This window comes from Aeromonas sp. ASNIH2, from assembly GCF_002934795.1.
GTDB classification, from domain to species: domain Bacteria; phylum Pseudomonadota; class Gammaproteobacteria; order Enterobacterales; family Aeromonadaceae; genus Aeromonas; species Aeromonas caviae.
The window spans coordinates 4,756,352-4,767,557 of sequence record NZ_CP026406.1; the positions used below are offsets into that span (position 1 = coordinate 4,756,352).

Here is an 11,206-nt window from a genome sequence, read left to right on the forward strand (position 1 = left end):
TCGGGATATGGATTACGGCACATTTCGCGGCCTGTACACCCTGCTGCTGATGGTCATCATGATTGGCATCATCGTCTGGGCCTACAGCAAGCGCCGCAAGGCTTCTTTCGACGAGGCCGCCAACCTGGTTTTTGCCGATGACGAGCAACCCAGTGCTGATAACAAGAACGCAGGAGCGAAGCAATAATGAGCACTCTGTTTAGCATTTTTGTGACCGTCATAAGCCTTGGCACCATTCTCGGCTGCTTCCTGCTGCTGGCCTGGTGCATGAAGGACAAGATGGGAGCCGAAGAGGGCAAACCCATGGGTCACACCTTCGACGGCATCGAGGAGATCAACAATCCCCTGCCGAAGTGGTGGTCCTATATGTTCCTCTTCTTCATCGTCACCGGGCTCATCTACCTGCTCGCCTTCCCGGGCCTTGGCAACTTCAAGGGTCTGCTGGGCTGGCAGAGCTCCAACCAGGATGTGCGTTCCCTGGCCGAGTCCAAGGCGGCGGCCGAGTCTGCCAAGGCCGAAGGACGCGCGGTGGAATACGACCGGGAACTCGCCAAGGCCGACGAGATCTACGGCGCCAAGTTCCGCGAGCTGACCTATCAGGCTGACGGCAAGAGCTACAAGGAGATCACCGAGATCGCCAAGGATCCGGAAGCCCTGAAGGTGGGTCAGCGCCTGTTCCTGCAAAACTGTTCCCAGTGTCATGGCTCCGATGCCCGCGGTGGTCGCGGTTTCCCAAACCTGACCGACAGCGAATGGCAGTGGGGCGGCGCACCCGACCAGATCAAGACCACCATCATGGGCGGTCGTCAGGGGATCATGGCCGCCTGGGGCGAGATCCTGGGTCAGGACGGGGTGAAGGAGGTGGCCTCCTATGTGCTGAGCCTCTCCGGTCGCAAGGTTGATCTGGTGGAAGCCAAGAAAGGGGAGGCACGCTTTGCCATGTGCGCCGCCTGCCACGGTCCGGATGCCAAGGGCGGCATCGCCTTCGGCGCACCGGATCTCACCAACAACATCTGGCTCTATGGCGGCTCCCGTCAGGTGGTCGAACAGACCATCACCCACGGGCGCCACGGCGTGATGCCGGCCTGGAAGGACATTCTGGGGGAAGACAAGGTACATCTGCTCGCTTCCTACGTTTACAGCTTGTCCCACAACGATCGGCAAAATCAGCAGTAACATGTGATAAGCACGTGATTAATCAGCAAAAAGCCTCGACTCTTCGAGGCTTTTTGTTATCTTGTGTTGGCTGAATTACCGCCATTTCGTTAACCATTTGTTTCGGTAGCATCATGACTCAACCCTGGTATCGCCAATTCTGGCCCTGGTTCATCATCGCCCTCCCCTGCGCCGCCGTGGTAGGCAGCATCGCCACCGCCATCATTGCCAGCAAGGATGGGGTCAACCTGGTGGCGGAGGACTACTACAAGCAGGGCAAGGAGATTAACCAGGATCTCAGCAAGTTCGATCGCGCCGAGGCGCTCGGCATCCGTATCGCCCTCAATGTCAGCGACAAGGAGCTGACGTTAAATCCACTATCCGGGGATTTCCCCCTCGGGCAGGCACTGCACCTCTCCCTGTTTCATCCCACGTTGGCGGGCCTGGACAGCGAACATCTGCTGACGGCCGATGGCAAGGGAGTCTATCGCCTGATGCTCGACAAGCCCCTCACCGGCAAGTGGCACGTGCGGGTCGATGCCTTCAACCATGAATGGCGCCTCCAGGAGACGGCACAACTGCCGACTCAGGCAGCGATTGAGCTCGATCCCAAGGGACGTTGAATCACGAAGGCAGGGTGATCGGCACGCCGGTCAGCCGCCCTTCTCCCCGACCCGGCCTGCTGGGCTGCATCAAAGAGGGATGATCACCATGACCGGCTGTTTTCACTGTGGTGAACCGGTTCCCACTGGCAGTAACTTTACTCTCGAGATCAAAGGCATCGTTCAGCCGATGTGTTGCCCTGGCTGTCAGGCCGTGGCACAGACCATTCTCGAATGCGGCCTCGCCAGTTATTACGAACACCGCACCGCTCCCGGCATCAAGGGGGAACTGGTGCCCGAAGAGCTCGCCGCCCTCACCCACTACGATCTGGCGGAGGTGCAGCAGGAGTTCGTCACCGACACCGGTACGGGTCGCGAAACTACGCGCGAGATCCAACTGACGGTGGAAGGTTTGACCTGCGCCGCCTGTGCCTGGCTCATCGAGCGGCACCTGATGACCCTGCGCGGTCTGCGTTACATCAACGTCAATACCACCACCCATCGCGCCCGCATCAAGTGGGATCCGGCCCAGCTCTCTTTGAGCGACATTCTCAAGGGCTTTGCCAGGGTCGGCTATCGCGCCTATCCCTTCCAGACTCATCAGCAGGAAGCGCTCTACGCCAAAGAGGTGCGCAGCTACATGCTCCGCATGGCGCTGGCCGGCCTTGGCTCCATGCAGGTGATGATGTGCGCCGTAGCACTCTACATGGACCTCTTCATCAGCGTGGAAGAGGAGTTCATGATCTACTTCAAGTGGATAAGCCTTCTGCTCTCCACCCCCATCATGATCTACTCGGCCCAGCCTTTTTACGTGGGGGCATGGCGCAGCCTGAAGCAGGGGCACCTCTCCATGGATGTTTCGGTGTCGCTGGCACTGATCGGCGCCTTCGTCGCCTCCATCTGGGCCACGGTCTTCAACACGGGTGAGGTCTATTACGACTCCATCACCATGTTCGTCTTTTTCCTGCTGTTGGGCCGTCTGCTGGAACTGCGAGCGAGGCGCAAGGCGTCGGAGTCGAGCTCCAACCTGGCGCGCCTGGTACCCATCATGGCAACCCGCATCGATGATGACGGCGAACGCGAGGTGGCCGCCAAGACGCTGCGAGTCGGAGACAGGGTGCGGGTACTCGCGGGGGCCACTCTGCCAGCCGACGGCATCGTCACCCTGGGCCAGGCCAGCTTCAACGAATCCATGCTGACTGGCGAACAGTTGCCTCTGCTCAAGCAGGCCGGGGATCCCGTCTATGCAGGCACCATCAATACCGATGCCCCCCTGGAGATCCGGGTCAGCCATCCCATTGAAGAGTCGCGTCTCGCCCAGATCATGCGCCTGCAGGATCATGCTCTTGACGACAAACCCGCCATCGCCCAACTGGCGGACGTGCTGTCGCGCCACTTTATCCTGGTGCTCCTGCTCATTGCGGCTGCGGTCTGGATCTTCTGGCATTTTCATCAGCCCGAGCGGGCCTTCTGGGTCACCCTGGCGGTGCTGGTGGCGACCTGCCCCTGCGCCCTCTCGCTGGCCACCCCGACCGCACTGACCTCGGCCACTGCCAACCTGACCCGCAGCGGCATTCTGCTGCGCCGCGGCCACGTGTTGGACATTCTGACCCGAGCCAACCGCATCGTGATGGACAAGACGGGGACCCTGACCACGGGCAACATCAGCCTGGTAAACACCCAGCCCCTCGGCGAGCTCGACGCAGCCCGCTGCCTCGCCCTCGCCCAGGCCCTGGAGACCTACTCCGAGCACCCCATCGCCCGTGCGTTTCGAAGCAAACCACTGGCGGACGGGGTGCCGCTCGCCGCCAGCGACGTCACCCCCGTCATCGGCCACGGCGTGCAGGGAGTGATTGAGGGCAAACATTACCGCATCGGCAGTGCACGCTGGCTCGAACTGGCGCAAGAAGAGAATGCCGCTCAAGGGCTGGCCATCTATCTGGCCGATGAACACGGACTGCTGGCCCGTTTCATCCTGGCCGACACGCTACGCCCCGATGCCGGTGCACTGATCCAAGCCTTCAAGGAGGCTGGCCTGCAAACCACCATCCTCACCGGCGACGGTTCGGACCAGGCGGACATGCTGGCCCGCGAGCTGGGTGTCGATGAGCTGGTAAAAGGGGTCACCCCGGACGGCAAGCTGGCCTATCTCAAGGCCCGGGAAGCGGCCGGGGATATCAGCATCATGGTAGGAGATGGCATCAACGACGCTCCCGTGCTGGCCGGCGCTCACGCTTCCTTTGCCATGGCGGGGGGCACGGATCTGGCCAAGAACAGCGCCGACGCCATCCTGCTGGCCGACGATCTCTCCCGTCTGCTGGCCGTCCGGGCCCTGGCCCTGCGCACTCGCAAGATCATCAAGGAGAACTTTGCCTGGTCCATCGGCTACAACCTGCTTGTGCTGCCGCTGGCGGCCAGTGGCTGGCTCCCCCCTTATCTGGCGGCGGCAGGCATGTCCCTGAGCTCCCTCATCGTGGTCACCAACTCCATGCGGCTCAACCGGTGAGCAGCCGTCTGGCATCCTCCCGGGTGGCGGCACCTCTTGCCTCGCCGGGTTATCATCCCCCTTTCACCCCAGGGTCCGCTCCATGAACATCATCTTCGTCCTCATCCCCATCGCCATCCTGTTCGTTGTCATCGCCGGCGCCTTCTTCTTCTGGGCCATCCGCTCCGAGCAGTTCGAGGATCTCGACAGGCAGGGCTCCAACATCCTGTTTGACGAGGAGCAGCGCCCCTTGCCCTCCCCTGAACAACAAGCAGAACAGGAAAGCAGGCCTCATGACCAGCAGCCTTGACCTCATGGGCGCCCTGCTGGTCGGGCTTGCCGGTGCCGGCCACTGTATCGGCATGTGCGGCGGCGTGTCCGCAGCGCTCTCCATGGCCATACCTGCCGAGCAGCAGCATTTTGGGGGCAGGCTCGGTTATCTGCTCAACTACAACCTGGGGCGCATCCTGAGCTATGTGCTGGCGGGGGCTCTGGTGGGCGGTTTGCTCGCCACCACCACGGAGATAGGCGCTGGCAAACACGCCCTGGCAGGGCTTCGCCTCATCGCAGCCCTGCTGATGATAGCGCTCGGCCTCTACTTGGCTGGCTGGTGGCATGGCGTCTTGCTGCTCGAGCGCATCGGTGCGAAGTTCTGGCCTCTCATCAAGCCGCTGGCAGGCAGGTTTCTCCCGTTTACATCAACCTGGCAGGCCCTCCCCTTTGGCATGATATGGGGCTGGCTCCCTTGCGGCCTCGTCTACTCCATGCTGACCTGGAGCGCTGCCGCAGGCTCCGCAAGTGGCGGGGCACTCATCATGCTCTTTTTCGGCCTCGGCACCCTGCCGACCCTGTTTGCGCTGGGGGGGCTGGCAGACCGATTGCGCTACTGGCTCACCCTGCGCAGCCTGCGCCTTGGGGGCGCCTTGCTGCTTATTGCCTACGGGATCCACACCCTCTGGATCGGAATGGCGTCCTTTTGAAACCCTATCCAAAATGGATGAGATGGTGGTAAACTTGTTTGATATAAATCAATTATTCATTTGAGCCTATGATTCCGGACAAGAAACCTGGCAGACGTATTCAGAGCGGTGGCTGTGCAATTCATTGCCAGGATTGCAGCATCAGCCAGCTCTGCATCCCCTTCACCCTGAACGATAACGAGCTCGATCAGCTCGACAGCATCATCGAGCGCAAAAAGCCGTTCCAGAAGGGTGAAGAGTTGTTCAAGGCCGGCGATGAGCTCAAGTCGCTCTATGCCATACGTTCCGGGACCATCAAGTCATACACCATCACCGAACAGGGTGACGAACAGATCACCGCCTTCCACCTCGCCGGTGATCTGGTCGGTTTCGACGCCATCCACAAGCAGGCCCACCCCTCCTTCGCCCAGGCGCTGGAAACCGCCATGGTGTGCGAAATACCGTTCGATGTGCTCGACGACCTCTCTGGCAAGATGCCCAAACTGCGCCAGCAGATCATGCGGCTGATGAGCAACGAGATCATGGGCGACCAGGAGATGATACTGCTGCTCTCCAAAAAGAACGCCGAAGAGCGCCTCGCTGCCTTCCTGCACAATCTCTCGGTTCGTTTCTCCGAGCGCGGCTTCTCCGCCAAGGAGTTCCGCCTCTCCATGACCCGTGGAGACATCGGCAACTACCTCGGTCTCACCGTCGAGACCATCAGCCGCCTGCTGGGCCGTTTCCAGAAATCCGGTCTCATCAGCGTCAAAGGCAAATACATTACTGTACTGGACAACGTTGCCTTGGGCGTCATGGCCGGAGCCACTCGTCCTCCCTGCGGTTAATCCCCATTTATTCCCTTTTTTGCCGGATCGGATCACCCTGAAATTTGATCCGGCACACCTTCCCGTCTCCCCCCTTGGACTAAGCTGTAATAGCTAAAGAGTTGCCATCATTGGCCTTTTTGCCAAGGAGGAGAACATGGTCAAGTACCGAAACATTCTGGTGGTGATCAATCCCGAGGAGGAGCGCCAGATCGCGCTCGAGCGCGCGGTCAAGGTCGCCGAGCTGGATGAGGGCGCCCAGCTGACCCTGCTCCTGACGATTTACGACTTCTCTTACGAGATGACCGCCATGCTCTCGGCAGACGAGCGGGAAGAGATGCGCCATGGTGTCATCGCCCAGCGTCGGGAGTGGCTCGACGAGATCCTCACTCCCTATCGGGCCAGAGGGCTGGAATGCGAAGTGAAAGTGCTCTGGCACAACCGTCCCTTCGAGTGCGTCATTCAGGAAGTGCTGGAACAGCGTCACGATCTGGTCGTCAAGGCGACTCACAAACACTCCTTCCTGCAAACCTTCATCTTCACCCCCACCGACTGGCACCTGCTGCGCAAATGCCCCTGTCCGGTTCTGCTGGTAAAAGAAGGGCACTGGCAGCGGGGGGGCAACCTGATTGCCGCCATCAACTGCTCGAGCGATGACAAGGAGCAGAAGGTGCTCAACGAGCGGATCACCCGCGAGGGGATCGCCATCGCCGAGCTGCTTGGTGCCAGTCTCTATCTGGTCAACACCTACCCGGGCACCCCGGTCAATGTCGCCATCGAACTGCCAGAGTTCGATCCCAACGCCTACAACGATGCCATTCGCAAACACCATGAAGATCTGCTGCGGGAACATGCCGATCAGTTCGGTATCAACCACATGTGGACCAAGGTGGCGGAAGGCTTGCCGGAGGAGGTGCTGCCGGACATGGCGGACGATCTGAATGCCACCCTGATGATCATGGGATGCGTCGGCCGTACCGGCCTCTCTGCCGCCCTGCTTGGCAACACCGCCGAGCACGTGGTGGACAGGCTCAACTGCGACATTCTCATCCTCAAACCCGACGATTACAGCTGCCCTATGGATGACAGGCGTCATCCTGCATAAGCGTTTCTTGCCCTCCCCCGGGACATGGCTATAATAAGCCGCTTATTTTTGTCCCGGGTTTGAGGCCATGCTAGAAGAGCTTAACGCCAAAGAGAAATACAGTTTCAACAAGCTGCAGAAACGCCTGCGGCGCAACGTGGGCCAGGCCATCGCCGACTTCAACATGATTGAAGAGGGTGACAAGATCATGGTCTGCCTGTCTGGCGGCAAGGACAGCTTTGCCATGCTCGACATCCTGATGAGCCTGAAGGCCAGCGCCCCCATCCATTTCGATCTGGTGGCCGTCAACCTGGATCAGAAGCAACCCGGCTTCCCCGAGCACGTGCTGCCCGAATACCTGAGCACTCTCGGCATCGACTTCAAGATCGTGGAAGAAGATACCTATTCCATCGTCAAGGAGAAGGTACCGGAGGGCAAGACTACCTGCGCGCTCTGCTCCCGCCTGCGCCGCGGCATTCTGTATCGCACCGCCCAGGAGCTGGGCTGTACCAAGATCGCCCTTGGCCATCACCGTGACGACATCCTCGAGACCCTGTTCCTCAACATGTTTTACGGTGGCAAGCTCAAATCCATGCCCCCCAAGCTGGTGAGCGACGATGGCAAGAACGTGGTGATCCGCCCCCTGGCCTACTGCAAGGAGAAAGACTTGGTGCGCTATGCCGAGGTCAAGGCCTTCCCCATCATCCCCTGCAACCTGTGCGGCTCCCAGGAAAACCTGCAGCGCCAGGCCATCAAACAGATGATGCAGGAGTGGGATCGCCGCTTCCCGGGTCGTCTCGAGACCATGTTCACCGCCATTCAGGACGTGATCCCGAGCCACCTGCTCGATCACCAGCTGTTTGACTTCAAGAGCATCAACCGCGACTCCGGCATCATCGACGGTGGCGACAAGGCATTTGATCCGCCCGAGCTGCCCAAGGCGCCGCTGCTGGACATCGACGAGATGGACATGCTGGACGTGATTGAGGTGCGCTAAGCCCCGTCACCCACAGAAAAGGAGCGCCAGGCGCTCCTTTTTTCATTCTGGCAATCTGCGGACTCGGGTCGCTACCCCTTGTGCAGCCAGGGGGTCAGGCGCAGGATCTCCCCTTGCAGTTGCAGCTTGCCCTGGGCAAACCCCTTCAGTTGCGCATTGCTGAGCAGCAGTTGCCCCTGCTGCCAGGAGACGGCCTCCTGACGGGCCCCCTCCACAAGGTAGGCTGTGCCTGCGGGCGCCACCATGGAGATCCGCACCCCTTCCATCTTGGGCAGGAAATACTGGCCGACCATGCCGGCCATCTTGTCGAGCAATCGCTGCATCTGCTGCTGGCGCGAGACAAGCTCGGCCAGCGGCACCTCGGGTGTGGCGGGGGCGTCGGCCATCACCTGTACCGACAGATCGCAGGCGGCGTGGGCCTCGGTGAGCCCCACCACCACGATCGCCTTGTCGAGGTTGAGATCATCGTCATAGGGCAGACGCAGTTCGCCATCCACCGTGACCTCGGCGGGCACATCCCTGTCCGGGGTCGAGACCCGGGCCGAGGTGAGCCCGCAGCGCCGACCGTTCTGTTGACTGGCCAGATAAAAGCCCAGTCTGGCGTGGCCAAATTCCCCCTTGGCGAAGGTCTTCATCTGGCTGTAGAAGGTGCCGTAGTCGAGTTCAAGGGACGGCTCAGCCTGTCCCAGCATGGGTACCAGCAGGAGCGCCGCCATCCCGTATCGCTTGTTCATATGCCATCCTTTTGCATCATGCTCCGGGCGGGTCGACACCGGCTGACCCCCTGGTATCCCGTTACGCGTTGAAATGATCCGGACCCTGCCCGTCATTGCCACTGGCAACCTCGGTCACTTCGACTGCCACCCCACACAGATCCCGGTAGAGAATGCCCTTGCAGTTGAAGTAGAGCGGCGCCACCCAGATAAGTCCCAGCCCCATGGGGATGAGCGCCAGGAAGAAGAGTGCCAGCATGACCCCGTGCAGCAGCACTATGCTGGGCCAGCCCCGGGCAAAGAGCTTGAGGGAGACCAGAATGGCCTGAGCCGGGGAAAGACCGCGCTCCAGCACCAGAGGTACGGTAAACACCAGCCCCATGCCCACCAGAGCGGAAGGGATGAAGGCCAGCATCACAGGCACGCCCAGCAGCTCGAACAGGGGTCCAAACAGGCTGGTGATGAGGCTGCCGAGCAGACTCAGGCTGCCCAGGCGCAGGAAGTGGCGGAAGAAGTCGAATACCTGGCTCGGCCGGGCGCGCACCCCCACCGACTGCTGCAACCCCAGCATGTCGAGGGAGGAGGTCATGGGTGACATGATCACCGTGACCAGCAGGCTCAGGATCAGGGCCATATCCATATCCCCTCCTTCACGGGCGACATAGGGCGTCAGCAAGGTATTGCTCAGCAGGATCCAGATTGCCATGACCCCGGCGATGGCCAGCGCCAATCCGAAACCGGTGCGACGAGTCTGTTGCCACCCCTCTTTCAACACCCCTTGCAGGTCCAGACGATATCCCTGGCTGAGGGACTGTTCGAGGGTTCCACCGATCCGCATTCTATTACTCAATTGACTGTCCAACATTCACTGACGACTGATCCAAGGTGGCACATTATAGCGGTTTGAACCGGCATGCGTAGCCGTTTTTCCTGTTATCTTCCGTTCAGAAAGCCATTGATACCAAAGGCCTTGCAGCCCTTCTTGATGAGGTTCCCCTCACCCTTGGCCCCTCTGTCCAACGGGGGTAGGATAATGGCGCGCGCTGGCGAACGAGATGTCCACTGGCTCTTCTCTCTCACACAAGGAAAATTGTCATGTCCGAACTGACGCTCTATCTTGCCCCCGGTACCTGTGCCATGGCGGTGCGCATCGCTCTGGTGGAGGCCGCTGCCCCTCACCTTGTCAAGCGCCTGGATCTGGCCGCTGGTGAACAGCGCAGCCCCGACTACCTCGCCATCAATCCCAAGGGGCGAGTCCCGGCACTGGTGACGGAGCATGGCGTGCTGACCGAAACACCGGCTCTGCTGCTCTACGTGGCCCAGCGTTTTCCTAACGCCGGGCTGGCCCCATTGGATGACCCCTTCCTCCTGGCCAGGATGCAGGAGGTACACAGTTTCCTCGTCTCCACCGTCCATGTCGCCCATGCCCATGGACGCCGTCCCGGCCGCTGGGCCGACGATGAACAGGCCATGGCTGCCATGCAGGCCAAGATGCCCCAGAACATGCGCGATGGCTTTGACCAGATTGAGCGCCACTATCTGGCCGGCCCCTGGGTACTGGGGGAGCGCTTTAGCCTGGCCGACATCTACCTCTTCGTGATTGCAGGCTGGCTCGAGAGCGACGGGGTTGCCATCAGCGAGTTTCCCAAGGTGGCGGATCACTATCAGCGCATGCTGGCCCGCCCCGCAGTGCAGGCGGCGCTCGCCCTCTGATCTCCTCGCGCCGGGTACGCCTTTTTGTGCGGGCAACATCCGGCGACGCCTCTCAGACGGGGTGCTCTTATGGCACCCGTTTCTTCTGAAATTGCCCTGTCACTGAGATCGTTTTCACATTTTCGTCATCACTGCCTAGACCCGTTAACGGTTAACACCTATCTTTCGCCCTAATGACGCAACCGGTTGCGTAACCGATTGCCCAACTCAATATTCATATGCGGTCCCAGGCCGCCGAGGTGCTGTATGAAACGAGGCAAGCTGCTCAATGCTCCCTTAAGCGCGCTGGTCGCGCAGATGGGCCACACCGACGAGATCACCGTCTGCGACGCTGGCCTGCCCATTCCGGCAGGCCCCGAGCGCATCGATCTGGCGCTGATGGCGGGCACCCCCAGCCTTGAAACCGTACTGACCGCCCTACTCACCGACCTGGTGGTGGAGAAGGTGATCATGGCAAGCGAGATCAAGCAGATCAGTCCCGCCGCCCATCAGGCGCTGGTGGATCAGCTGGAGGCCCACGCAGCCGCCCAGGGCAAGCCCATCACCATCGAGTACTGCCTGCACGAAGCGTTCAAGGCTCGCTCCTGCCAGAGCAAGGCTATCGTGCGCAGCGGCGAGGTGACTCCCTACGCCAACCTGATCCTCTGCGCCGGTGTGGCGTTCTGAATTCTTCA

The 11,206-nt window shown here is 60.7% G+C and carries 13 protein-coding genes; 11 read left to right on the forward strand and 2 right to left on the reverse strand.

Annotated features, from left to right (window positions below; all coding sequences use genetic code 11):
- Positions 1–7: 7 nt before the first annotated feature.
- From C3F36_RS22615 to ttcA, 9 genes are all read left to right on the forward strand, one after another.
- Entirely contained in the window at positions 8–187 is a 180-nt protein-coding gene (locus C3F36_RS22615) for a CcoQ/FixQ family Cbb3-type cytochrome c oxidase assembly chaperone (protein ID WP_010674775.1), read from the forward strand.
- On the forward strand, positions 187–1,176 hold the full coding sequence (ccoP, locus tag C3F36_RS22620; RefSeq protein ID WP_039040785.1) for a cytochrome-c oxidase, cbb3-type subunit III: 990 nt from the start codon (positions 187–189) through the stop codon (positions 1,174–1,176). The genes C3F36_RS22615 and ccoP overlap by 1 nt, the downstream gene beginning before the upstream one ends.
- Before the next feature lie 113 nt (positions 1,177–1,289).
- Complete coding sequence (locus C3F36_RS22625; RefSeq protein WP_010674777.1) at positions 1,290–1,778, forward strand: FixH family protein; 489 nt, start codon at positions 1,290–1,292, stop codon at positions 1,776–1,778.
- Positions 1,779–1,866: 88 nt separating this feature from the next.
- Entirely contained in the window at positions 1,867–4,263 is a 2,397-nt protein-coding gene (locus C3F36_RS22630; RefSeq protein ID WP_104456116.1) for a heavy metal translocating P-type ATPase, read from the forward strand.
- A gap of 82 nt (positions 4,264–4,345) precedes the next feature.
- Complete coding sequence (gene ccoS / locus C3F36_RS22635) at positions 4,346–4,552, forward strand: cbb3-type cytochrome oxidase assembly protein CcoS (RefSeq protein WP_104455947.1); 207 nt, start codon at positions 4,346–4,348, stop codon at positions 4,550–4,552.
- Positions 4,536–5,222: a sulfite exporter TauE/SafE family protein gene (locus tag C3F36_RS22640; RefSeq protein WP_104455948.1), complete on the forward strand. Its 687-nt coding sequence runs from the start codon at positions 4,536–4,538 to the stop codon at positions 5,220–5,222. Before ccoS ends, C3F36_RS22640 begins: the two co-directional genes overlap by 17 nt.
- Positions 5,223–5,290: 68 nt before the next feature.
- Positions 5,291–6,046, forward strand: coding sequence for an FNR family transcription factor (locus tag C3F36_RS22645; RefSeq protein ID WP_010674781.1), 756 nt, complete (start codon positions 5,291–5,293; stop codon positions 6,044–6,046).
- Between the two features lie 136 nt (positions 6,047–6,182).
- The gene (gene uspE, locus C3F36_RS22650; RefSeq protein ID WP_104455949.1) at positions 6,183–7,130 is read left to right on the forward strand and encodes a universal stress protein UspE; all 948 of its coding nucleotides are present in this window, start codon (positions 6,183–6,185) and stop codon (positions 7,128–7,130) included.
- A gap of 67 nt (positions 7,131–7,197) precedes the next feature.
- Complete coding sequence (gene ttcA / locus C3F36_RS22655; RefSeq protein ID WP_010674783.1) at positions 7,198–8,106, forward strand: tRNA 2-thiocytidine(32) synthetase TtcA; 909 nt, start codon at positions 7,198–7,200, stop codon at positions 8,104–8,106.
- Positions 8,107–8,177: 71 nt separating this feature from the next.
- On the opposite strand, the gene C3F36_RS22660 is transcribed toward ttcA, so the two are convergent.
- Both C3F36_RS22660 and C3F36_RS22665 read right to left on the reverse strand, forming a co-directional pair.
- Complete coding sequence (locus C3F36_RS22660) at positions 8,178–8,840, reverse strand: DUF2987 domain-containing protein (protein ID WP_042017087.1); 663 nt, start codon at positions 8,838–8,840, stop codon at positions 8,178–8,180.
- Between the two features lie 61 nt (positions 8,841–8,901).
- On the reverse strand, positions 8,902–9,657 hold the full coding sequence (locus C3F36_RS22665; protein ID WP_042017089.1) for a hypothetical protein: 756 nt from the start codon (positions 9,655–9,657) through the stop codon (positions 8,902–8,904).
- A gap of 257 nt (positions 9,658–9,914) precedes the next feature.
- Here C3F36_RS22665 and C3F36_RS22670 point away from each other — a divergent pair, with 257 nt between their 5' ends.
- Both C3F36_RS22670 and rbsD read left to right on the forward strand, forming a co-directional pair.
- A complete protein-coding gene (locus C3F36_RS22670) occupies positions 9,915–10,532 on the forward strand; it encodes a glutathione S-transferase family protein (RefSeq protein WP_048207717.1) in 618 nt (205 codons plus the stop codon).
- A 246-nt stretch (positions 10,533–10,778) separates the two neighbouring features.
- The gene (gene rbsD, locus C3F36_RS22675; protein WP_010674787.1) at positions 10,779–11,198 is read left to right on the forward strand and encodes a D-ribose pyranase; all 420 of its coding nucleotides are present in this window, start codon (positions 10,779–10,781) and stop codon (positions 11,196–11,198) included.
- Positions 11,199–11,206: the final 8 nt, after the last annotated feature.

Coding starts and splice junctions, on each gene's coding strand:
- C3F36_RS22615 (WP_010674775.1), top strand. CDS start 8: ATGGATTACGGCACATTTCGCGGCCTGTACACCCTGCTGCTGATGGTC.
- ccoP (WP_039040785.1), top strand. CDS start 187: ATGAGCACTCTGTTTAGCATTTTTGTGACCGTCATAAGCCTTGGCACC.
- C3F36_RS22625 (WP_010674777.1), top strand. CDS start 1,290: ATGACTCAACCCTGGTATCGCCAATTCTGGCCCTGGTTCATCATCGCC.
- C3F36_RS22630 (WP_104456116.1), top strand. CDS start 1,867: ATGACCGGCTGTTTTCACTGTGGTGAACCGGTTCCCACTGGCAGTAAC.
- ccoS (WP_104455947.1), top strand. CDS start 4,346: ATGAACATCATCTTCGTCCTCATCCCCATCGCCATCCTGTTCGTTGTC.
- C3F36_RS22640 (WP_104455948.1), top strand. CDS start 4,536: ATGACCAGCAGCCTTGACCTCATGGGCGCCCTGCTGGTCGGGCTTGCC.
- C3F36_RS22645 (WP_010674781.1), top strand. CDS start 5,291: ATGATTCCGGACAAGAAACCTGGCAGACGTATTCAGAGCGGTGGCTGT.
- uspE (WP_104455949.1), top strand. CDS start 6,183: ATGGTCAAGTACCGAAACATTCTGGTGGTGATCAATCCCGAGGAGGAG.
- ttcA (WP_010674783.1), top strand. CDS start 7,198: ATGCTAGAAGAGCTTAACGCCAAAGAGAAATACAGTTTCAACAAGCTG.
- C3F36_RS22660 (WP_042017087.1), bottom strand. CDS start 8,840: ATGAACAAGCGATACGGGATGGCGGCGCTCCTGCTGGTACCCATGCTG.
- C3F36_RS22665 (WP_042017089.1), bottom strand. CDS start 9,657: ATGCGGATCGGTGGAACCCTCGAACAGTCCCTCAGCCAGGGATATCGT.
- C3F36_RS22670 (WP_048207717.1), top strand. CDS start 9,915: ATGTCCGAACTGACGCTCTATCTTGCCCCCGGTACCTGTGCCATGGCG.
- rbsD (WP_010674787.1), top strand. CDS start 10,779: ATGAAACGAGGCAAGCTGCTCAATGCTCCCTTAAGCGCGCTGGTCGCG.